The organism is Actinomadura spongiicola (assembly GCF_003432485.1).
GTDB lineage: Bacteria > Actinomycetota > Actinomycetes > Streptosporangiales > Streptosporangiaceae > Spirillospora > Spirillospora spongiicola.
Genome location: NZ_QVNQ01000002.1, coordinates 727,573 through 749,500 on the forward strand (window position 1 = coordinate 727,573; position 21,928 = coordinate 749,500).

Annotated in this window: 15 protein-coding genes; 8 read left to right on the forward strand and 7 right to left on the reverse strand. The window is 69.1% G+C overall.

Features of this window, described 5'->3' with window-relative positions; genetic code table 11:
* The first annotated feature begins 195 nt into the window (after positions 1–195).
* The 4 genes from D0T12_RS07930 to fxsT all read left to right on the forward strand — a co-directional run bounded on the left by D0T12_RS07930 (position 196) and on the right by fxsT (position 8,674).
* Entirely contained in the window at positions 196–1,866 is a 1,671-nt protein-coding gene (locus D0T12_RS07930; protein WP_158581440.1) for an MFS transporter, read from the forward strand.
* Positions 1,867–1,986: 120 nt separating this feature from the next.
* Positions 1,987–3,456: a VMAP-C domain-containing protein gene (locus D0T12_RS07935; RefSeq protein ID WP_147339432.1), complete on the forward strand. Its 1,470-nt coding sequence runs from the start codon at positions 1,987–1,989 to the stop codon at positions 3,454–3,456.
* Positions 3,457–3,476: 20 nt separating this feature from the next.
* Positions 3,477–4,496 (forward strand): AAA family ATPase, encoded by a 1,020-nt coding sequence (locus D0T12_RS07940; RefSeq protein ID WP_117398780.1) that lies wholly within the window; start codon positions 3,477–3,479, stop codon positions 4,494–4,496.
* A complete protein-coding gene (gene fxsT / locus D0T12_RS07945) occupies positions 4,493–8,674 on the forward strand; it encodes an FxSxx-COOH system tetratricopeptide repeat protein (RefSeq protein WP_117398781.1) in 4,182 nt (1,393 codons plus the stop codon). Before D0T12_RS07940 ends, fxsT begins: the two co-directional genes overlap by 4 nt.
* Positions 8,675–8,715: 41 nt before the next feature.
* Here fxsT and D0T12_RS07950 read toward each other — a convergent pair whose 3' ends face one another.
* Positions 8,716–9,921 carry an FxsB family cyclophane-forming radical SAM/SPASM peptide maturase gene (locus D0T12_RS07950; RefSeq protein ID WP_117398782.1) on the reverse strand — a complete coding sequence of 402 codons (1,206 nt, stop codon included), beginning with the start codon at positions 9,919–9,921 and terminating at the stop codon, positions 8,716–8,718.
* Between the two features lie 611 nt (positions 9,922–10,532).
* Here D0T12_RS07950 and D0T12_RS07955 point away from each other — a divergent pair.
* The 4 genes from D0T12_RS07955 (at position 10,533) to D0T12_RS07970 (ending at position 15,053) form a co-directional block, all read left to right on the forward strand.
* Positions 10,533–11,411, forward strand: coding sequence for an effector-associated domain 2-containing protein (locus tag D0T12_RS07955; RefSeq protein ID WP_117398783.1), 879 nt, complete (start codon positions 10,533–10,535; stop codon positions 11,409–11,411).
* 7 nt (positions 11,412–11,418) lie between these two features.
* Entirely contained in the window at positions 11,419–12,066 is a 648-nt protein-coding gene (locus tag D0T12_RS07960) for a Crp/Fnr family transcriptional regulator (protein ID WP_117398784.1), read from the forward strand.
* Positions 12,067–12,132: 66 nt separating this feature from the next.
* Positions 12,133–12,888: a hypothetical protein gene (locus D0T12_RS07965; RefSeq protein WP_117398785.1), complete on the forward strand. Its 756-nt coding sequence runs from the start codon at positions 12,133–12,135 to the stop codon at positions 12,886–12,888.
* Positions 12,885–15,053, forward strand: a complete 2,169-nt coding sequence (locus D0T12_RS07970; RefSeq protein WP_117398786.1) for a hypothetical protein — start codon at positions 12,885–12,887, stop codon at positions 15,051–15,053. The genes D0T12_RS07965 and D0T12_RS07970 overlap by 4 nt, the downstream gene beginning before the upstream one ends.
* A 129-nt stretch (positions 15,054–15,182) precedes the next feature.
* Here D0T12_RS07970 and D0T12_RS07975 read toward each other — a convergent pair whose 3' ends face one another.
* The 6 genes from D0T12_RS07975 to D0T12_RS07995 all read right to left on the reverse strand — a co-directional run bounded on the left by D0T12_RS07975 (position 15,183) and on the right by D0T12_RS07995 (position 21,875).
* Positions 15,183–16,217 (reverse strand): sugar ABC transporter substrate-binding protein, encoded by a 1,035-nt coding sequence (locus tag D0T12_RS07975; protein WP_199487341.1) that lies wholly within the window; start codon positions 16,215–16,217, stop codon positions 15,183–15,185.
* A 19-nt stretch (positions 16,218–16,236) separates the two neighbouring features.
* Positions 16,237–16,461, reverse strand: coding sequence for a hypothetical protein (locus D0T12_RS35830; protein WP_199487342.1), 225 nt, complete (start codon positions 16,459–16,461; stop codon positions 16,237–16,239).
* A 281-nt stretch (positions 16,462–16,742) separates the two neighbouring features.
* A complete protein-coding gene (locus D0T12_RS07980) occupies positions 16,743–17,777 on the reverse strand; it encodes a sugar ABC transporter substrate-binding protein (protein WP_117398788.1) in 1,035 nt (344 codons plus the stop codon).
* Positions 17,778–18,202: 425 nt separating this feature from the next.
* Positions 18,203–19,705 (reverse strand): sugar ABC transporter ATP-binding protein, encoded by a 1,503-nt coding sequence (locus tag D0T12_RS07985; protein WP_117398789.1) that lies wholly within the window; start codon positions 19,703–19,705, stop codon positions 18,203–18,205.
* 15 nt (positions 19,706–19,720) lie between these two features.
* Positions 19,721–20,788 (reverse strand): sugar ABC transporter substrate-binding protein, encoded by a 1,068-nt coding sequence (locus D0T12_RS07990; protein WP_199487343.1) that lies wholly within the window; start codon positions 20,786–20,788, stop codon positions 19,721–19,723.
* A gap of 22 nt (positions 20,789–20,810) precedes the next feature.
* On the reverse strand, positions 20,811–21,875 hold the full coding sequence (locus D0T12_RS07995; protein ID WP_117398790.1) for an ABC transporter permease: 1,065 nt from the start codon (positions 21,873–21,875) through the stop codon (positions 20,811–20,813).
* Positions 21,876–21,928: the final 53 nt, after the last annotated feature.

The following is a 21,928-nucleotide window of genomic DNA, read 5'->3' on the forward strand; positions in this document are numbered from 1 at the left end:
GAAAACGGCCATCCTGGTCATTGGACGTTCCATGGGGCATGGTCATATACGATGCAAGTGCCGTGGAGTGCATGTGTGGGAGCCTGGCTCACCTCGGCTTATTTTTGTCTGTTTTGCGGCTTTTGTCCGGCATGAGTTCGGTGTCTGTTCAGTGCTCGACTTCACTGATTGGCACGAATGTAAGGAGTGCTATCGGTGACCACCGCCCAGCCGGACGTTGACGCATCTAATGGTACACGTCTTCACGCATTGCGGGAAAGGCTCGCACGTGGAAGTGGCCAGAATTTCGCCATTATATCGACTGCCTCGGCGGTGTCGCAGGTCGGTTCCATGGGCGTGGCCGCCGCCGGCCCGCTGCTCGCACTGGCTCTGACCAAGTCTCCGATCGCCGCGGGATGCGTCACCGCGGCCAGTGTTCTGCCGGGGCTCCTTCTTCATCTGCCGGCAGGTATACTGGTCGATCGGGTCGATCGACGACTGGTCATGCTGACAAGCCAGATCGTGCGTTTTATTTCCGCGTTCGTCGCATGCTTATGTCTGACCTCGGTTTCGAACGTGGTCGTCGTGCTCGTCATCGCAGCACTCATTGACGGCTCATGTGCGGTTTTCTACGAGGTTGCCGAGATAGCGGTGGTGCCGGATCTGGTCTCTGATGATTTTCTGCATAGGGCCATCGGCAGCAACGAAGCCAAGTTGAACGCGTCGATGCTCATCGGGCGTCCGCTGGGTGGCGCATTCCTCGGTGTGCATCCGGTGGTGCCCTATGCCGTGGACGCCATTACCTCACTCTTCCCGATCATGGCGCTGTTCGTGGTGGGACGACGAAAGCGCGTCAAGGAAAAATGTGACAGGGAACTTTTGCCGCCCGCGGCCGAACCCGTGGTGGTCGCCGAGGCTGAGGCGGAGAACGTTCCACCGGAGCGAGGTGAGAAAGGGCAGGCCACCGACGCCGCCGTCGGGCTGCGGCCCGCCCTGAGCCGGCTCGCCCACGACGACTTCTCGTGTGCGGTGGTCTTTCTTTGTGTCCTGGCGAACTTCTTCTTCCAGGTGATCGTGCTCCTCCAGATCTTCCAGGCCGAACAGGAAGGGCTGCCGAGCTACCTGGTGGGTCTCCTCCTCGCCTGTACAGGTCTGGGAGGGATACTCGGCGCGATCGCCTCGCCGCGGATCATCCGTAAGATGTCCGCTCCTTCCTCCGTTGTGGTCGGTCTCATGATGTGGGTCACGCTGGTGTGGATCATGGCCCTTTATCAAAATCCGATCTTCGGATTGGCGCTCTGGGGGCTGTGCAGTATCATCGGAGCGCATATCAATGTCGCGCTACGCACTCATCAGGCGAAGGTGCTCGGCAAGAAGTACCTGGGGCGGGTCACGGGTTTCACTCGTTTCCTGAGCGTGGGCGCGGTGGCGTTGGGAGCGTTCAGCGGCGGCTGGATCATCAACGCGATCGGGGTTCGACCGACCTCGTTCGTTGTCGGCGGGGCCTTCACCATACCCCTGGTCGTTCTCATCTTTCTGCCGATCGGCATGGTTCGTGACTGGCTGGTGGTCCAGCGGGCGATATTCTCGGTTGTCATCACGTTCTGCCGCCATGGCGGTCCCCATGGTGACCTCGCGTCATGGTGTCCGCAGTCCGAGGAGGCGTCCGGCCTTTCGGCGCACACGAGCAATGGCAGGGTGAGCACATCGGACACCGCCGTCCCAGAGGACTGCCCACCCGCTTCTCCCAACAGGCCCGGGGAATCGGTGCGGTCTTCCGTGAGCGATCCGTCTTACCCGGCGAGCGACAACGGCGGACGACCGGCCGAGTCCGGTCACCCGGCACTGGATCCGGGCACACCGGATCCTGTTCGGAGTGTGTCCTAGGACGCAGATTCCGGCAGGAATGTCACGTCATAGTGTGTCGGTTGGTTCTCGGACGCCCACGCGGGGGCGACGAGCGGGCTTCCCCGCCGCGCGTGGGCCGGGACGGAGGCGGTGCGTTTGGTGACGTCGCTGAATGTCGACGATCAGCGTCGGCTCGTCGAGGCGATCCGGCGAATCGAGGGTATGCGGGGGCGGCGGGGCCGCACCCTCGTCCTGTCGGCCTTGGAGCGCGATCTCGGGCATCCGCTGCCTCTCGTCCATCACGACCAGGAGGTTCTGGACGTCTGGGGCCTGGTCGACGCGCTCGTGGACTACCCCGGGGCCGCGCAGTCGCTGGTACGGATCCTGGAGGCCCTCTACGGCAACGGGCTTTCGGTACGGGAATTCGGCGACATCGTCGAGGAGTTGCTTCCGGAGCCCTGGCTCGACCGGGTCGAGCGCCGGGTTCTGCACCAACTGATCACCTTGCTGGAGCGGGGCGAGTTGGGCTTCTCGCTCTTGAGCCGGTTCCCCCTGCTGTATCGGCGAGCGGTGGGACCCGCCTGGCCACTTCTGGACCGGGAGATCCACAGTCTGCACGACGTCGTCGCGCTCCTGGAGGAGATCCCCGAGGGGGGTGACGGTGTGCCGCCACTGCTGGTCTTCGTCGATGACCTGGCCGAATACGCGGGCCCCCGGACGGGGCCACATTTCCGCGCCTGGGTGCGCCGCCAGGTGGAGAGCCAGGGACTGGACGGCCCCTTCCTCCAGAACCGGCGGACGTCGGTGGAGACCCGATCCGAGCCGGAATCGTCCGAGACGTATCTGATCATCGAATGTGCTCCCGACGCGCTGGAGCCGGACCACTACCTGGTCACCGCGTGGCTCCAGGTCGGTCACGAACCCGGTAGCACGCTGCGGTGCGAGGACGAGGCACTGCCGCTCAGCCGCATTCCCGAGCTGCTGGAACGGCTGCTCACCCTGGAGAGTTCGGTGGTCGGACGGCGCGGTCGTGACCTCACGATCGAGTTCGTGCTGCCCCGGCCACTGCTCGACCATCCCTTCGAGCAGTCCAAGATCAAGATCGCCGGGTTCGAGCATCGCATCGGCATCAAGTACCCGGTGGTCGTGCGCAGCCTCGACCGGATGCGGCTGGCCGAGACCCACCACGGCTGGCGGCACAAGTGGGCCTGGCTGCGCGGCAACGCGGTCGACACGCCGGTCTGCCTGGTGACGCGGCGCGGCGAGTACGACCAGGAGGACCTGTACTCCAAGCTCTCGGAGGCCTCCCCGGCCGTCCTGGCGCTGGCCTACCCGCCGTGGGGCGGTGAGAACGAGGAACCGGACGAGCACTGGGTCGGCCTGCTCGCCGGTACCCCCGTGATCGCGTGGTGCCGGGACGGGCGCGACCCGGGCCAGTTCGCCCGGGAGGTCAAGGACCTGCTGGCCGCGGATCTGATGAAGCTGCCCCGGCGGACGATGGAGTTGCGCCGGCAGGCGCTGTCCGACGGTCGGGAGGGGCCGGGCCATCTCGGCCTGCATCTGACGCTGGTGTTCGACGACGCCGACCGCATCCCCGAGCCGTACGTGCGGCTCCGTCCCCCCGCGTAGCGCGCCCTTGGAGACCGCCCATGACCACGGAGAAAGAACAGACGACGGCAGGTGATTGGCGCATCTACCGGGGCGACAGCCGGCCGCACGAACGGGTGCGGCGGTTGCCGCCGCCCCCGCCGTGGCGCCGTTTCGCCGCGGAGGACTCGTCCGGCGGGCGCCGCCTCGGAGACCTGCAACGGGCGACCTCCTACCGCCCGGACGAGAGCTTGATCGACAAGGTCAACGCGGCGATCCTGCTGCGGCGCCCGCTGCTGGTGACGGGCAAGCCGGGATCGGGCAAGTCCACCCTCGCCTACAACGTCGCCTACGAGCTGGGGCTGGGCTCCGTCCTGTACTGGTCGATCACCAGCAACACGACGTTGGAGTCCGGGCTGTACGACTACGACGCGATCGGTCGGCTCCACGAGACGAGTCTGCGGGGCGCGGGCGGTAGGGCGGACACCGCTGAGCCACCCGACATCGGCCGCTATATCCGACTCGGCCCGCTCGGTACCGCGCTGCTTCCCGGAGACCTGCCCCGCGTCCTGCTCATCGACGAGCTGGACAAGAGCAACATCGACCTGCCGAACGACCTGCTCAACGTGTTCGAGGAAGGCCGGTTCACGATCAAGGAGTTGCAACGCCTGCCCGAGGAGCAGTCCCGCATCCACGTGATGACGGCGGACGGCGGTCCGCGGGTGCCCGTCGACCACGGCGAGATCCGGTGCGCCAACTTCCCGATCGTCCTCATCACCAGCAACGGGGAGCGCGAGTTCCCCCCGGCGTTCCTGCGCCGCTGTGTCCGGCTGGTGATCGAGGAGCCCACCCGGGAACGGCTCGCGGCGATCGTCGAGGCGCATCTCGGCGCGGACGCCAGGGCGGCGAGCGACCAGCTCATCGAGGACTTCCTCGCCCGTCGTGCCGAGGGCGCGCTCGCCACCGACCAGCTCCTCAACGCCGTCTATCTCGCGACCTCGGGGAGCCGGCCGCCGGACAGTTCGCTGGCCGACATCCTCGACACCGTGCTCCGCCAGATCGAGTCGCCGGGCGCGGGATGATCGAGCGGCTCGTCGAGGTCCTGCGGGCCCTCCACCCACAGCCGACGGCGGAGGAGACGGCCGACGCCCTCTGGCTCGCCGAGTGGTTCCGGACGCATGAGGGCCCGGCGCACCTGGCCTCCGAACGCTCCGGCGAGGCGTCCGAGAGTGAGCCGCCGCGCTCACCGCCGACCGCCCGTCCGGCCGAGCCGCCGGGGGCGCCGGAACGCGAGCCGTCGCCGCCGCACCCTGTGGAGGCGGGCCTCTACCTGACCGGGCAGGAGGTGCCGGCCGCCGCGTTCCCCGTCCGCATGCCCGCGATGCCCGCGATCTCCCGGACGCTGCGACTGTCGCGCGCTCTGCGGCCGCTGCGCGCGACCGTCCCGTCCCTGACCCGCCGGCACCTCGACGAGGAGCAGACCGCGCAGCGCATCGCCGAGACCGGGGTGTGCGAACCCGTGCTGGTCCCCGCGCGGGAACGCCGGTACGACCTGGCGCTCGTCGCGGACGTCGGCGCGTCGATGGTCGTGTGGCGGCGGACGGTCGAAGAGTTACAGGCCCTGCTGCACCAACTCGGCGCGTTCCGCGACCTGCGCACGTGGTACCTGGACACCGACGGCCCGCGACTGTCGCTGCGCACCGGCTCCGCCTTCGGCGTCGGCGCCGACCGCGACCCGGCCGAACTGGTCGACCCCACGGGACGGCGCGTCACCCTCGTCGTCAGCGACTGCATCGGCGCCGCCTGGCGGGACGGCCGCGCCGCCGCGCTGCTCGACCGGTGGGGCAGGGCGGGGACCGTCGCGATCGCCCAGCCGTTGCCGCAGCGCCTGTGGCGGCGGACCAGGGCCGCGGTCGAGCAGGTGCGTTTCGGCGCGTCGGGGCCCGCGGTCGCCAACGAGCGGCTCGTCGTCGCGCGGGCCCCGTTCCAGCCGCCGGACGACCGCCCGGCGGGCATCGCGATCCCCGTGGTCGAGTTGAGCGAGCGTTGGCTGCGGCCATGGGCGGACATGGTCGCCCACGGCGGCAGGGACGTTCCCGGCGCGGCACTGTTCACCGGACGGCCGGTGGCGGTCGCGGCGGTCGCCGACGCCCTCCCCGAGGCGCTGTCGCCGGAGATGCGGGTCAAGCGGTTCCGGGCCTCGTCCTCGCCGACCGCGTTCAAGCTCGCCACCTACCTGGCGGCGGCTCCGCTGCGGCTGCCCGTCATGCGGCTCGTCCAGCGGGCGATGCTGCCCACGTCCACCTCCACCGACCTCGCCGAGGTCTTCCTCAGCGGCCTGCTGCGGATGGCCGGTCGTCCGGCCGGCGGCGGCGAGGAGGAGATCGCGTACGAGTTCCACGACGGTGTCCGGGAGATCCTGCTGCAAGGGCTGCGCAGGCGCGAGGTCTACCAGGTGCTCCGCGCGGTATGGGACGTCGTCCGCGAGCGCATCGGCTCGTCCATGGACTTTCCGGCGCTGCTCGCGGCGGTCGGTCGAGGCGAGACCCGGCTTCCACCCGATCTGCCGTTCGCGCGGGTGGCGGCGCAGGCGCTGATGGGCCTCGGCGGGCCGTACCGGGAGGTGGCGCGTCGGCTGACGGCGGGTGACACGACATCCGTCCTGTCACCGACTCGGGGCTCGGAGACGCCGGACGAGGGGTCTCCGAACGCCGCGCCGGTGCCGGCCGGGCGCGGGGCCGACGAACGGAATCCGGACCACGTGCCCCCGCTGCGTAGCCGCCTGCCGGCCCGCATTCCCCACTTCACCGGCCGCGACCATCTCCTCGCGGAGACTCGGACGGCCCTCGCCGATGGCATGGTGGCGTTGCTCCCGCCTTCCGAGTTCGCCATGGGAGGCGCGGGCAAGTCCAACCTCGCGGCGGAGTACGCGTACCGCCATGCCGACGACTACGACTTGATCTGGTGGGTCCCCGCCGAGCAGACGACCTCGGCCCGAGCCTCGCTGGCGCTGCTGGCCCGTCAGCTCGGCATGCCGATGAGCGATGACATCAAGGACACCGTGGACAGCGTGCTGAGGGCGTTGCGCGACGGGCGTCCGTACCGCCGCTGGTTGCTCATCTACGACAACGCCCAAGACCCCGACCAGGTGTTTCCTCTGACCCCGCCGTCCGTCGGCGGCGACGAGAACCCGTGGCTCGGACACCACGTTCTCGTGACCTCCCGCGACCGAGGCTGGGAACGCCACGCGACGGTGGTGGACGTCGGCGTCTTCGAGCGGTCGGAGAGCATCGCCGTGCTTCGTCGCCTGGTGCCGCACCTGGCGGAGGCGGAGGCCGACATGCTCGCCGAACGCGTGGGAGACCTGCCCTTGGCGATCGAACTGGCGGCCGCCTGGCATGTGGTCACGGGCGGCACCGCCGAGGAGTACCTCCATCTGTTCGATCGGCGCCTTGCCGAGGTCGCTCTTGCGGATGGCTCCGCCGACGCGTCGGAACCGTTGGCGGTCGGCGTGAGCCTGAACCTTGATCTGCTCCGGGAAGAGCATCCTGTCGGCGGGCAGTTGCTGGAGCTGTGGGCGGTCTTCGACCCCGAACCGGTGTCGAGCGCGCTGCTGACCGCGGGCCGGACGACCACGCTTCCCGCCGACTTGGCGGACCTGCTGACCGACGAGGCGCGGCTCTGCGACGCGATGCGGGAGATCTCCCGGTCCGCCCTCGCCCGCTTCGAGGAGGAGACGTGCAGCCTCCAGGTCCACCGGCTCGTCCGGGCGACCCTCAACGACCGGCTTGGCGAGGACGGTCGGCGCCGCGTCACGTCCCATGTCCACGCGATTCTGGTCGCGGCGACGCCGAGCGAGGAACCGGATGTGGAGTCCACCTGGGAGCGACGGTCCCAGATCACGCCGCATGTCGTCCCGGCCGGGGTGTTCGAGGCCGACGGATCGAAGGTCAGGCGCGTGGGCATCGACCAGGCGAAGTACCTCTACCATGCGGGAGAGTTCGAGGGCAGCCGACGGCTGGCGGAGATCGCCCTGGACCGGTGGCTGGAGCGGTACGGCCCAGACGACGACCTGGTCCTGGACATCTCCCGCGTCCTGGCGAACGACCTGCGGGGATTGGGCGACAGTAGGGCGGCTGCCGATCTCAGCGAGGACAACCTGGCACGGACCCGGAGGAATCTCGGCACGGACCACGTGCAGACCCTGTTGGCCGCCACGGGATTCGGTGCGGACCTGCGTTTCCGGGGCGAGTTCCGTCGGGCTCACGACGTCGACCTCGACGCTTGGCGTCGCCTACGTCAGCTCTACGGGGACGACGCCTCCCACACCCAGCTCGCCGCGGGCAACCTTGCCCTCGACCTGCGGATCCTGGGGGAGTTCCAACGGGCGTACGACATCAGCCGGGACGTCTGGCGCCGGCAGGCCGAACACGGACGGTCGTATCGACGGCTCTTCCGCGCGACCCACCATCTCGCACGAGCCCTGCACGCCCTGGGACGGTACGACCAGGCGTGCGAGATGCAGGCGCGGAGCCTCGCGAGTCTGAAACCGGTTCTCGCTCCAGGCCATGCGATGGTCCTGCAGGCGAAGATGAGCCACGCGGGCACACTTCGGAAACTCGGACGGTTCGAGGACGCGCGTGATCTGGCCACCGAGACGTTCGCCGCGCACGTCCGTCGCTTCGGTGAGGAGCATCCGAACACCTTGGCCAGCAAGGTGTGCCTGGCGCTCACCATCAGCGCCATGGGGCGACCCGGCGACGCGTTGCGGCTCCTTGACGAGGCGCTGGACGGCTACCGCCGTGTGATGGGGGACGAACATCCCTTCGTCCATGTCTGTGCCGTCAACCGGGCGATAGTCCTGCGACGGCTCGCGGAGGTGTACGCGGCACAGGAGGCCGACCGCGACGCACTGGCGAGCCTCAGAACCGGGACCTTCGGCGTGAACCACTACTACGCACTGTGCGCGTCGGTGGGACTGGCCAATGACTACCACCTGCTCGGTGAACTGGAGGCAGCGGCACGGCTGCTGTCCGAGACGCTGGAAAGACTGGGGGAGTCTCTTGGCGCTGAGCATCCTTACTCGCTCGTCGCCGCCCACAACTTCGAACGCACACGGGTCGCCATGGGAGAGTCGGCGCGAAACACCGGTGCGACACTGATGGCGCTGGAGCGGGTGCTCGACCGCCATCATCCCGATGTCCAGGCAGCCGCACGCGGTGAGTTGCTCGAATGCGAAATCGATCCTACGGCGCTTTGACCGCGCCGGATACGCGGTCCCGCCCACCCGGACGGATGGGCCTAGTCGGCTGGGCGGGCGTCCGCGTAGGCGTTGAGAGCGGCGAGATCTCTGCGCAGGGTTCGGTCGATATGACCGATGAGCTTGAACAGGTCCGGGCAGTAGACGGACGGGTTCCGGTATCCGTCGCCTTCCCGGTAGCGATGTGGATAGGCGCCACCGCCACAGAGGTCCCGTGCCCGGCACCGCATACAGGGCTCCGACAGGGCGGCGACCCCGATCTGCCTCGCGACCACCCCGGGATGCCACAGGACGTCGTCGAACGCGTGGTCATGGACGGTGAGCCCCGTCTCGGGCGCGCCCGCATAGGACGTCTTCAGCGAGTCGACCTGCTGGAGCGCGCCGTCGGTGTCGATGACGAGCATCGTGACGGGCGCGAGCCCTATGCTCTCGCTTCGGCTCTCCCCTCCCAACAGCAGGTTGATGATCTCCTCGAAGTAACGGACGCCCGTCTCGCGTTCCTTGACGTGGTACCAGCGCTCGAAAGCCTTGATCAGCCAGTCCGCGTAGGGAGTGCTGCCGTCGTCCACCACGGGCCGACCCGGGGGCGGCGTCGTCCAGTTCCCGTGCGGCAGAAGGAAGTCCACGCGAGGCGGGGACGTCTCCAGAAGCGCTTCGTAGGTCCGCACCGGATCGTTCCGCAGATCGACCGTGCAGAGCAGCCCTCGATACAAGGCTCGATAATGGCCCGCCAGCAATTCCAGCCCGCGCATGACCTCGGCATGGCTGCCTCGTCCGTTGCCGTGGCGACGTCGGCGATCGTGCGCCGCCTGATCGCCGTCCAGGCTGACGGAGACCCCCACCTCGTGGGCGGCCAGCATGTCCAGCGTCTTCTCGTCGAGCAGTACGCCGTTGGTCTGCATGCCGAATTCGGCGCGGCAGAACTCTGGTACCGCGCCGCGTACCTCGCGAATGACCTCCTCGATCAGCGTGGCACCGGCCAGCAGCGGTTCGCCGCCGTGGAGGATCACGTCCACCCTGCGCAAGGCGTGTCGTTCCGCGTGCTCCGCGATTCTGGACGCGGTGGACCGGATGACTCGGGACGACATTCGCATCGGCTGCGCAGTCCAACTCTGGTCCGCGGACTCGTAGACATAACAGTAGTCACAGGCGAGATTGCATCGACTGTGGACCTTGAGAACGAACTCCGAAAGCGGACTCGGATGCCAATCTCCGGCCCGGAGCCGTTCGACGTCCAACGTGTCCATGGGCCATTCGCGCGGCCCTTCCGCGGCCAATGTCTACGAGTCGTTCGAGCCGTTCGAGACCGTCGGGTCGCTCAGCGCATTGTCGAAACCCCGTGTACCCGGGACCGGATTCAGCATCTCGCTTTGGCGGCGACGTATCACACCGGCGAACGGCGTCTTCTCTTCGCCCGGGGGGACCGTTACCGCGCTCAACCGGATGGACGTGCGCGAGCCAACGCTGGGGCCAGGCGCCGTCGTCGCGAGCTCGTCGCGCGTGTCCGACACAGACGGACTCCCCTCTACCAAGATCGAAAATCGGTCGGCGTGGTGTCCCGGGCAAGCCGCGGACGTCGATATATCCGCGGCACCCGGACGCCGGGCCCCGATCTTAGACAGTCCAATGCTCTCGCGCATCAGGCCGGTCGGCGTGTCGTAGGTCGCGTCGGTCACAGTCGCCCGTCCTGCGTGCGCGGAGCCCGGCAGACGCTGCATAAGGCAAGCGGCGTCCCATCGGCGAGGTGCCAGTGACAGAGACCGAGCGTGTTGCCAAATGGCGCCCGCAAGGGGCGTGTTCGTTCCTCTTGTGTGATGTCGCGGGGTTCTCTGATGACGCCCGGGCTGATCCGGTGCGGGTGCGGGTGCGGAAGGCGATGTACGAGGGGCTCGATCGGAGCCTGGTGGTCGCCGGGGTGCGGCTGGACGAGTGCTACCACGAGGACCGCGGGGACGGCGTGATGATCATCCTGCCACCCGATATCAAGGTCGAGTGGCTGCTGACGGTGGTGATCGATCGGTTGCGGGCGGAGGTGCGGCATCACAACGAGGCGTCGAGCGAGGCCGCGCAGATGCGGCTGCGGGTCGCGGTCAACGTCGGGGAGGCCGAGTCGGACGGGCGCGGGATCGTCGGCACCGCCCTGACGCACACGTTCCGGTTGCTGGACGCGGCCCCGCTGAAGGACGCGGTGCGCGACGCCGCCACCGGTATCGCGGTGATCGTGTCGCGGCGGGTCTACGACGACGTGGTCCGGCACGGCCGCGGTCAGGTCGATCCGGGTGACTATTACCAGGTGCGGGTCGAGGTCAAGGAGACCGTCGACGAGGCGTGGGTCATGGTGCCGGGCGTGCGGCCGGTCGTTCCGGCGCCTCGCAGTCCGGCGGTGCAGGAGCGGGACGGGGAACGGCCCGGCAACGCGACGGTGCCGCCGCCGGAGCCGTCCATGGCCCAGAAGTTCCAGACGGTCGAGGACCTGCTGGAGATTCCCCGCCTCCGCACCGAACGCGGCCGTGACCAGCTCGTCGGCGCGTTGTCGGCGGACATCGCGGGTGCCGTTCCCCGGTCGGGGGAGGCGCGGGCCGACCTGTTCGCCATACTCCAGACCTGTCTGGACTACCCCGGCGGGTTGCAGCAACTTCTCCAGGCGGTCCAGGGGTTCGTGGGGGAGTCGTTGGCGGTGCGCCGTCTGGAACAGTCGATCGCGCGGATGCTCCGTCCGCCGCGCGACGGATCCTGATCCGGCGATGCGGGAATCCGTGTGGGAGCGGGCCTGGGCGACGCTCGTCGCGGCGGGCGTGGAGCAACGGTTCCAGCCGGGCGACACCCTGCTTCACCAGGGTGGTCGGCCGTCGCATGTTCTTCTTTTGCTGGCGGGCCGGGTGAAGGCGCTGCTGACCCTTCCGGACGGGCAGGTGCTGCTTCTCGCGGTTCGCGGGCCGGGTGAGCTGCTCGGAGAGATGGCGGTCCTGGACCATGACGACCGTTCGGCGACGGTCATCGCGGTCGACCCGTGTGTCACGCGCGTCCTGTCCGCGGACCGGTTCCGTTCGCTGGTGCGGTCGTCGGGTGTGGAGCAGGAGTTGCTGCGCAGGGCGATGCGGCGGCTGCGTGAAGGGGAGGAGTGGCGGGCCGAGACGGCGGCGCTGCCCGCCGGGCCCCGGGTGGTGCGGGCGCTGCTGCGGCTCGCCGTGCCCGGTGGGGACGGGCCGCCGGGGGTGGGGCTCGGCCAGTCGGAGATCGGCCAGGCGGTCGGGCTGTCCCGTGGCGTCGTCGCGGCCGAACTGGCGCGGCTCCGGGAGCAGGGCGTCGTCGCGACCGAACGTGGCCGGACCGTCATCGTCGATCTTCCGCGGCTTCGGGCCCTGGCCGCATCGGGACGCGGAAGTGTCTGAATTCTGACACTGCGTTCCCCGAACGGTGTGCAAGGTGGGGGCATCTGTTCCCCACCAGGAGTGCCCATGGATGACTTCCGCGCCGTTCTCGTCGTCGACGCCGAGAGGTTCAGCGCTCATCGCGACGCCGATCTGCCGGACGTCCATCTGGAGATCCGGCGGGTTCTGGCCGCCGCCTGCGCGGACAGCGGGCTGCGCGGCGTGTGGGACGACGTGAGGTTCATGGAGAGCACGGGCGACGGCATCCTCGCCGTCCTCCCGCACGAGGCGGTGCCCGCGCTCATCGACCCGTTCCCGCGGCGCCTCCAGGACGCGCTGGCCGAGAGCGCCCCCCGGTTACGGGCGCGTGGGCTGCGGCTCCGGCTTCGCGTCGCCCTGCACGTCGGGCTCGTGGACGACGAACGCGTCGACGCGCCCGGCATCTCCACCGCCGTCATCGACGCCTGCCGCCTGCTCGACTCCGCGCCGTTGAGACGTGCCCTCGACCGCAGCGACCCTGAGGTCACGTTCGCCGCTCTGCTGATCTCCGCGGACCTGTTCACCGCGTACGTGCGGGGCGGACGGAGCAGCTTGCGCGAGAGCCAGTTCGAAGAGGTCCAGGTCCAGGTGAAGCAGTACGACAGGTCCGCCTACCTCTACGTGCCCGTGCCGTCCAGGACGGAGCGGCCGGACGATGACGAACCGCCCGCCGAGGAGCGCGCCGCGCCCCCGCCCCCGCCGCCGTCGGGGACGTCCATCAGCGGCATCACGATCAGCGGCGACGGGACGCAGAACGCCTTCGGCAACACGGTCGGCGGCGACCTGCGCCAGGACCGCCGATGACGACGATCGACGAGGTCAACGTCGTCGGCGACGGGACCCAGAACACGTTCGGCAACACCGTCTCCCGCGACCTGATCGTCAACCAGCTCAGTTTCGTGCGCGGGCGTCCTTCGATGGTCCTGTCGGAGGGGGAGATCGACGACCGCGTCGCGGAGTACGTGCGGGCCCGCAACCACGCCGTGATCGTGGACGTTCTCGCGCGGCACCACGCGATCGCGCTCGTCGGGCCGCCGGGCGCCGGGGTGGCGACGACGGCGATCGCGGCGCTGCGGGAGTTGCGCTCCGGCATGCCGATCCGCCTGTTCTCCACCGGGGAGGACGATGTGGAGGGGATCCCGGGCGCGGAGCGCGGCTACCTCGTCCGTGCGGGCGACGAGGACGAGACGCGGCTCCGGGCCTGTCTGGAGGCGGTCCGCGCGTCCGGTGGATTCCTGTTGGTCGTGGGCACCGAGGGGGAGCAGGAGCCGTTCGCCGGGTTCCTCCCGGTGGTCGCGGTGGAGCCGCCGCCGGCGGAGGCCGTCTACCGGCGGCGCCTGGAGCGTCGGGGGTTCGGCCGGACGGGGTGGCCGGGCTGGCCCCGGGCCGGGGAACTGCTGAAGGGGGCGCTGCCGGGGGAGGCCCGCCGCCTCGCCGACCTGGTCGCGGCGGCCGGTGACGAGATCGAGGTCGAGCGGGCCTATCTCGGCTGGAAGGACCAGGTGAGCGGCTGGTTCGCCGACCATCCGGGGCTGCGGGACCAGACGCTGCTGGTCGCCGCGGCGACGATCGCCCCGGCGGACGAGACGAGCGTGTACGGGGCCGCGCTGTCCCTCGCCCGCCAGCTCAAGATCAATGTGGAGGGCGGCGGGCTGGCGTGGTGCCCGTCCACCGGGCTGAGCGAGCTGCTCGGCGCGGACCGGGCGGACGAGGGGATCGTGTTCCGCCGGCACGGCTACGCCGAGTCGGTCCTCCGGTACGTGTGGGACGACTATCCGCTGGCGCGGATGGATTTGCTGTCCTGGTTGTCGGCGTTGCCCACCGACGAGGTGGTGGCGCTCGGTCCCGGCCTCCGGCAGAAGCTCGTGGAGGTGTTCGCCGATCTCGCCGCCGAGCACGGGGCCGCGGAGAAGATCGTCCAGATGGCGGAGGCGTGGGCGGGGGACCGGCACCGGTCGGCGGACCTGGCGTATGTGGCGCTGGCCCGGACCTGCCTGCACCCGCTGATCGGTGGACGGGTGCGGAAGCGGCTGTACGACTGGTCCAGGTGGCGGCAGGCTCCGCAGACGTTGAAGCTGACCGTGGCGCGGGTCTGCCAGGTGCTGGGGGAGACCCATGTGACGATCGCGTTGACCCGTCTGAAACACCTCGCGACCCACGGCAACGAGCAACTGCTCGACGAGGTCCTCGACGTGGCGAGAACACTGGCGGCGGCGCATCCGCGTGCGGTCGTCTACGCGGCCATGGAGTGGTGCCGGACGTCGGTCGACCTGGCGTCGAACCAGGACGGTGCGCGCCGGGCGTACGCGGGGTTGCGGCTGTTGCTCGACCTGGCGCCGGCGGGGTGGACGGACGCCGTACTGAAGGTCATCGGGCATCTCGCGTGCCATCGCGGCGAGCGGATGCGGCGGGTCGCGTCGGACGCCGCGCTGGAGCTGGCGGCGCGGCATCGGGGCGCGGTGTTCGGCGCGGTGATGGCGTGGGTGGTCAACGCGGACGAGCGTCCGTACGAGGAGGCGGCCTCCCGGAAGGAGTGGGGGACGACGCTGTTCCTGCGCCTGGCCGCCGAGCGGGACGCCGCCGGGCTCGCCGTGACGCTGACCGGCCCGGACGCGGTGGCGCCGATGGCGTGCACGCCCGCGTGGACCGCCGCGATGGCCGCCGAGACCGGGCCGGCGGCCGGATACGAGGGCTTCGCCGCGGCGCTGGGTCTCTGGCTGGACACCGCGGTGGCACGTCCGGACCTGCGGCCATGGATCGTGTCGACGTTCGAGGCGGCGGCCGGCGGTGACCCGGTGCGGTGCGCGTTCGTGGTGGGCTTCGTCCGCGGCTGGGCAGGCACGCGCCGGTCCTGCCGGGACGTGCGGGACGACGTCCTTGTCCGGCTCCTTCACCCCACGTGGCAGCGGTTGGCGCTGGCGGGCTGGGTGTGGCTGCGGCGAAAGTTCGAGGCCATGCTCGGGTCGTGATGGCCCCGTCGCCTCTCGGCGCTTGCGGACGCGCCGAGGCGGTCACGGGAGAGGGTGCTTTTCGGGACGGCTCGTCCCGAAAAGCACCCTCGCGTTGTGCCGGTCACGTGTGCCGCGAAACCGACCGGGTCAGTTGGCCTGCTTGAGCGGCTTCAGGTATTTGTTGGGTTCGGCGAGCTGCTTCTCGGCGATGGTCTTGAAGAAGGCGATCCGGCTCTGCTCGTTGACCTGCCGCTTCATGACGTCGTCGACGTTGCCGGAGTTGACGATCAGGGTGCCGGGGTTCCACCAGCCCTCGGGCAGTTTCTTCCCGTCACGCCTGCTCTGGACCATCATCTCGATCGCGATGTAGCCCTTGAGCCAGTGCTCGGGGGAGGCGAGGGCGAACAGGGACCCGTCCTTGACCGCCTTCAGCGCGGCGGGCTCCAGGTCGCAGGAACCGGCGAGGAACTTGCGTCCGGTCTGCTTCTGGATCAGGGGGAGGGAAACACCGGCCTGGGCGCCGACCCCGAGGAAGCCGACGGCCCTCGGGTTGTTCTTGACGAGCGCGTTCCAGGCGTTGTAGTTGGCCGTCGGCTCCGACTTGGTGTCGAACGGCCCCTTGATGGTCAGGGTGGGACGTTCTTTCTTGACGACCTCGATGATGCCCTTGACCCGCTGTTCGAGCAGGGGCAGGCCGGGCACGGGGTTGCCGATGATGACGTCGCCCTTGCTCCCCGCCGGGACGTGCTTGACGAACTCCTCGCCGAGCCTGCGTCCGACCTCGGTGTTGCTGTTGCCGACGAACAGTGTCGTCTTCGTCCCGGGGGGCGCGGCGGCGTCCACCGCGACGGTCGGGATCTCGTTCTCCGTCGCCTGGACGAGGGGGCGCGTGAAGAGTTCGGGCGCCAGGGCCTGCAAGGCGATGCCGTCGGTGGAGCTACGGATCGCCGAACGGAACAACTCGACCTGGACGGGGCCGTTGACGCCGGTCGGCGCGGACGCGTTGAGCGTGACGTCGCCGTCGGCCGCGGCGGCGGCCTTGGCGCCGTACGCCATTTCCTGGAACGGGTTCTGCGTGGTGGTCGCGTAAATGAATCCGATCTTCAGCTTGCCGGACTTCTTCGCCTCCAAGCCGCTCGAACCGGAACCGCATCCCGCCAACGCGACGGTTCCAATCAGCACTGTGGCAAGAGTTAAGGGTCTAAACTTCACGTTCGCTCTCCTCGCGGGGGTGTTCAGAGACCGTGCCTGTGGCTCTCACGCCGCCGAACCACGGCGCAGCCGACGACCGCGTACGACGATGGCGATGACGGTCGCGATAAACACCGCCGATGCCGTCCGCGGGCCGGCTGACCGGGAAGTTGAAGTATTGCAGACAGGTGATGACGACGCTCAGCAGAACGGCAGAAAACCGGCAGGCGGTCACGCAGGGCGAGCGTTGGATTGCGGAAAGCCGACAGTCGTTTTTCGGTCTCCGAATATAGAAGCGAAAGAGCGGTCGGCGGCTTGCCGCCCGAACCGCCATGAGGCGTGCCGGAGCGGCTGACGCTCACCCGGCACGCCTCATGGGCTGCGGTGAAGGGCCGGGACACGGTCCCGGGCGCTGGTACGGCTCAGACGGCGCCCCAGTAGCCGGCGAACGCGGTGCCGCCGGTCGCGGCGACGCCGAAAGTCCCGGTGTCCTTCCGTACGCTCGGCGCCGACAAATCAGTTGGCCTGGTCGAGTGGCTTCAGGTACTTGTCGGGGTCGTCGAGCTGCTTATCGGCGAGGGCCTTGAAGTAGGCGTTACGGCTCTGCTCGTTGGCCTGCCGCTTCATGACCTCTTCCACGTTGCCGCCGTTGACGACCAGGGTGCCGGGGTTCCACCAGCCCTCGGGCAGCTTCTTCCCGTCGCGCTTGCTCTGGATCAGCATTTGGATCGCGATGTAGCCCTTGAGCCAGTGCTCGGGTGAGGAAAGGGCGAACAGGGACCCGTCCTTGACCGCCTTCAGCGCCGCCGGGTCGAGGTCGCAGGAACCGGCGAGGAACTTGCGTCCGGTCTGCTTTTTGATCAGGGGCAGGGAGACGCCGTCCTGGGCGCCGACGCCGAGGAAGGCGATGGCCTTCGGGTGGTTTCTGACGATCGCGTTCCAGGCGTTGAAGTTGTCGGTCGGCTCCGACTTGGCGTCGAACGGGCCCTTGATCGTCAGGGTGGGACGTTCCTTCTTGATGACGGCGATGAGCCCTTCGATGCGCTGTTCGAGCAGGTGCAGGCCGGGGATGTCGTTGCCGATGACGACCTCGCCCTTGGTGCCCGCGGGCACGTTCTTGATGAATTCCTCGCCGAGCGCGCGTCCGACTTCGGTGTTGCTGTTGCCGACGAACAGTTTCGTCTTCGTCCCGGGAGGCGCGGCGGCGTCCACGGCGACGGTCGGGATGTCGTTGTCGGCCCCCTGGTTCAGCGGACGCACGAACAGGTCGGGCGCGAGGCTCTGCAGGGCGATGCCGTCGGGGGAGCTACGGATCGCGGAGCGGAACAACTGAACCTGGACCGGTCCATTCACGCCGGTCGGCGCGGACGCGTTGAGCGTGACGTTGCCGTCGGCCGCGGCGGCGGCCTTGGCGCCGTACGCCATTTCCTGGAACGGGTTCTGCGTCGTGGTCGCGTAAATGAAGCCTAGTTTCAGCCGGCCCGACTTCTTCTCCCCCGACCCGCCCGATCCGGAACCGCATCCCGCCAACGCGACGGTTCCCATCAGCATTGTGGCCAGGGCAAAAGATCTGATCTTCACGTTCGCTCTCCTCGCGGGGTGTGCAGAGACCGGGCCTGTCGCTCCCACGCCGCCGACCGCGGCGCAGCAGGCCGTCGCGTGCGGCGGTGGCGAGAAGGACATCGCCGGTGCCGCACACGCTCCAGTTGGCCGGGAGGTTGAAGTATTGCAGACCGTTGCCGGCGACGCTCAACGGAACCGCAGCTTGACGGCCGATGGTCACTCAGCGCGAGTGCCGGATCGCGGAATGCGCGTCCATTCATCTTCGGACTTTCGAGCGAAAGAACGGTTTGTCGCGGGCCGTTCGCGCCGCCATGAGGCGAGCGGCCCGAAGCGGGCGGCCGTGAGGCGTGCCGGGTCGGACGAGCTCCGATCCGGCACGCCTCAGGGACTGCCGTGGTCCGGTGCGGGCGGGGTCAGTTCCCGTTGCCCGTGTTGGAGATCCGGACGATGGTGTGCTGGTCCAGGTCCGAGCCCGACAGGTGGGCGACGACCCGGCCGCGGTGGAAGACCAGGACGCGGTCGCAGGCGGTGGTCAGCTCCTCCAGGTCGGTGGAGGCGAGCAGGACCACGGCCCCGTCGTCGGCGGCGGTCCGGATGAGGTCGTGGATCTCGGCCTTGGCGCCGACGTCCACCCCCCGGGTCGGGTCGTCCAGCAGGAGGACCGTGGGGGAGGCGTCCAGCCACTTGGCGAGGACGACCTTCTGCTGGTTGCCGCCGGACAGGAGGCCGACCCGCTGCTCCACGTCCCGGCACCGGATCCGGAGGCGGTCGACGTGGCCGCGGGCCCGGTTCCGCAGCGCCCCGCCGCGCACGACGAGGCCGTCACGGCTCAGCCCGACCGAGCGGACCTGGCCGATGTTCTGCCAGATCGGCTGGTCCAGCATCAGGCCGCGGCCGCGCCGGTCGCCCGAGACCACGGCGACGCCCGCGCCGATCGCCCGCCGCAGGCCCCGGGGGACCGGACGGTCGCCGGGGAGCCGGACGGTCCCGCTGGTCGGGCGCCGCAGCCCCGCGACCAGTTCCAGGACCGCCAGATGACCCGCGCCCGCCAGGCCGGTGACTCCGACGATCTCCCCGGCGTGGACCTGGAGGTTCACGCCGGTGAGGACGTCGTCGACCGAGACGTCCCGCAGGTTCAGCTCGATCTCCGAGCGCACGGTCCGCGGCGCCGCCTCGGCCGCCGCCACGGCCTCCGGCCGGGGACCCAGCATCGCCGAGACGATGTCGTCGATCTCCAGGTTCGCCCGGTCGGCGCCGCTCAGCACCGTCCGGCCGTCCCGCAGCACCGTGATCGTGTCGCAGAGCTGCATGACCTCTTCGAGGATGTGCGAGACGAACACGACCCCGACCTGGCGGTCGCGGAGAACCTGCAGGATGCCCAGCAGCCGGTCCGAGCCGTCCCGGTCGAGAGCCGAGGTCGGCTCGTCCAGGATGAGCACGCGCGGCTTGGTGAGCAGCGCGCGGCAGATCTCGACCAGCTGGCGCTGTCCGAGGGACAGCTCCCGGACGAGGGTGCGCAGGTCCACGTTCAACCCCAGCTCGGACAGGATCGGCCGGGCCGCCTCGACCATGGCGCCGCGGTTCAGGAACGGACCGCGCCGTGGCTCGCGCAACGGGAAGAGGTTGGCGATGATGTCGAGGTCGGGGAAGAGGTTGAGTTCCTGCGACACCACCGCGACGCCGTGCCCGACGGCGTCGGCGGTGGAGTGGAACGCGACGGGGGAGCCGTCCAGGGTGAGCGTCCCGGAGTCGGGACGGATGGTGCCCGAGAGCACCTTCACCATGGTCGACTTCCCCGCCCCGTTCTCGCCCAGGAGCGCATGCACCGACCCCGGCTCGACATTGAGCGAGCCGTCGGCGAGCGCGGTGACGCCGCCGTAGGTCTTGGTGATGTTCTGTGCGCTCAGCACGGTCATGTCAGCACCGTCAAATCAGTTGGCCTGGTCGAGTGGCTTGAGGTACTTGTTGGGGTTGGCGATCTGCTCCGCGACGATGGACTTGAAGAACTCGGTCCGGGTCTGCTCGTTGGTCTGCCGCTTCATGATCGCGTCGATGTTCTGCGAGTTGATGATCAGGGTGCCGGGGTTCCACCAGCCCTCGGGCAGCTTCTTCCCCTCGCGCTTGCTCTTGGCCAGCAGCTCGATCGCGACATAGCCCTTCAGCCAGTGCTCCGGCGAGGACAGGGCGAACAGGGACCCGTCCTTGACGGCCTTCAGCGCGGCCGGGTCGATGTCGCAGGAACCGGCGAGGAACTTGCGTCCGGTCTGCTTCTGGATCAGGGGCAGGGAGACGCCGTCCTGGCCGCCGACACCGAGGAACGCGATGGCCTTCGGGTTGGCCTTGACGATGGAGTTCCAGGCGTTGAAGTTGTCGGTCGGCTCCGACTTGGCGTCGAACGGACCCTTGATCGTCAGCTCGGGGCGCTCCTTCTTGATGACGGAGGTGAGGCCCTCGATGCGCTGTTCGAGCAGGCGCAGACCGGGAATGTCGTTCCCGATGACGACCTCGCCCTTGGTGCCCGGCGGGACGTGCTTGATGAACTCCTTGCCGAGCGCGATGCCGACCTCGGTGTTGCTGTTGCCGACGAACAGGTTCGTCTTGGTTCCGGGAGGCGCGGCGGCGTCCACGGCGACGGTCGGGACGTCGTTGTCGGCGGCCTGGTTCAGCGGACGCACGAACAGGTCGGGCGCGAGGCTCTGCAGGGCGATCCCGTCCGTCGAGTTGCGCAGCGCGGAGCGGAACAGCTGAACCTGCTGCGGGCCGTTGATGCCGGTCGGCGCGGCCGCGTTGAGCGTGACCTTGCCGTCCGCGGCGGCGGCGGCCTTGGCGCCGTACGCCATTTCCTGGAACGGGTTCTGCGTGGTGGTCGCGTACATGAAGCCGAGCTTCAGCGTGCCCGTCTTCTTCTCTCCCGAGCCGCCTTCGTCGCTCGAACCGCAACCGGCCAGGGCGACCGTACCTATCAGCACTGTGGCCAGGGTGAATGACCTGATCTTCACGTTTGCTCTCCTCGCGGGGTGTTCAGAGACCGAGCCTGTCGCTCTCACGGCGCCGACGGCGACGTACCAGGCTGTCAAGCGCGACGGCGGCGAGAATGACACCGCCGGTCGCGAACGCGCTCCAGTTGGCGGGGATGTTGAAGTACTGCAGACCACTGGTGACGACGCTCAGGAGCACCGCGCCGAGGCAGGCGCCGATCACGGTCGCGCTACCGCCGCGCAGCGGCGTTCCGCCGATGATGGCGGCGGCGATCGCGGAAAGTTCGAAGCCGGTGCCGATGTTGGGGTCACCGGACGTGAAGAAGGCCAGCCCCAGCACACCGGACAGGCCCGCGAGCAGGCCGATCAGGACCAGCGCCTGCATGCGCACCTTGGGGATGGAGATGCCGGAGAACGTCGCGGCGTCGGGGTTGGAGCCGATCGAGCGCACCCGGTAGCCGAACGGGGTGAACCTCAGGACCAGGGTGAGCAGCACGGCGACGGCGATCAGCACCCACACGCTCGTCGGGACACCGAGCGTCTTGCCACCCAGGATCGTGAAGAACGAGCTTTCCAGCGGCAGGCCCGTGACCTGCTTGCCGTCGCTCAACGCGAGCGTCAACCCGCGGAAGACCGACAGCGTGGCCAGCGTGGCGACGATCGCCGGAATCCCCACGAACTGCACGATCAGCGCGTTGATGAGGCCGAGGAAGCCGCCGAGCAGGATGCCGAGGATCGCCGCCGGCCAGGCCGGCAGTCCCTCGTTCATCATCACGCCGGTCGCGATCACCGTCAGTCCGAACGTCGATCCCACCGAGAGGTCGATCTCGCGCATCGACAACAGGTAGGACATGCCGCAGGCGAGAAGGCCCACGTACACCGCCGACTGGAGGGTGTCCAGGAGCTGACCGACCCGGAAGAACTCCGGGTGGAGGATGCTGATGAACGCGACCAGCGCCAGGGTCGCGATCAGGACGCTCGTGGCCTCCCCACGCCCGGCCCGGACGGCCAGTACCGGAAGCTTGGCCTGGGTCAGTGAAGCGGCCTGTCCCCAGCCCCGTGCCGGTTCGACCTTGTTGTCCGTATCGGACTGCCGTTGGGCGGTCACTTGCGGCTCCCTTCTTCGTCCCCGTTGGACGGTGCCGAAAGTTCACCGTCTTC

What these genes read in the sequence shown, in the direction of transcription:
- D0T12_RS07940 (WP_117398780.1), top strand. Translation starts at nt 3,477, where the DNA reads ATGACCACGGAGAAAGAACAGACGACGGCAGGTGATTGGCGCATCTAC.
- fxsT (WP_117398781.1), top strand. Translation starts at nt 4,493, where the DNA reads ATGATCGAGCGGCTCGTCGAGGTCCTGCGGGCCCTCCACCCACAGCCG.
- D0T12_RS07950 (WP_117398782.1), bottom strand. Translation starts at nt 9,921, where the DNA reads ATGGACACGTTGGACGTCGAACGGCTCCGGGCCGGAGATTGGCATCCG.
- D0T12_RS07960 (WP_117398784.1), top strand. Translation starts at nt 11,419, where the DNA reads ATGCGGGAATCCGTGTGGGAGCGGGCCTGGGCGACGCTCGTCGCGGCG.
- D0T12_RS07965 (WP_117398785.1), top strand. Translation starts at nt 12,133, where the DNA reads ATGGATGACTTCCGCGCCGTTCTCGTCGTCGACGCCGAGAGGTTCAGC.
- D0T12_RS07970 (WP_117398786.1), top strand. Translation starts at nt 12,885, where the DNA reads ATGACGACGATCGACGAGGTCAACGTCGTCGGCGACGGGACCCAGAAC.
- D0T12_RS07980 (WP_117398788.1), bottom strand. Translation starts at nt 17,777, where the DNA reads ATGCTGATGGGAACCGTCGCGTTGGCGGGATGCGGTTCCGGATCGGGC.
- D0T12_RS07985 (WP_117398789.1), bottom strand. Translation starts at nt 19,705, where the DNA reads ATGACCGTGCTGAGCGCACAGAACATCACCAAGACCTACGGCGGCGTC.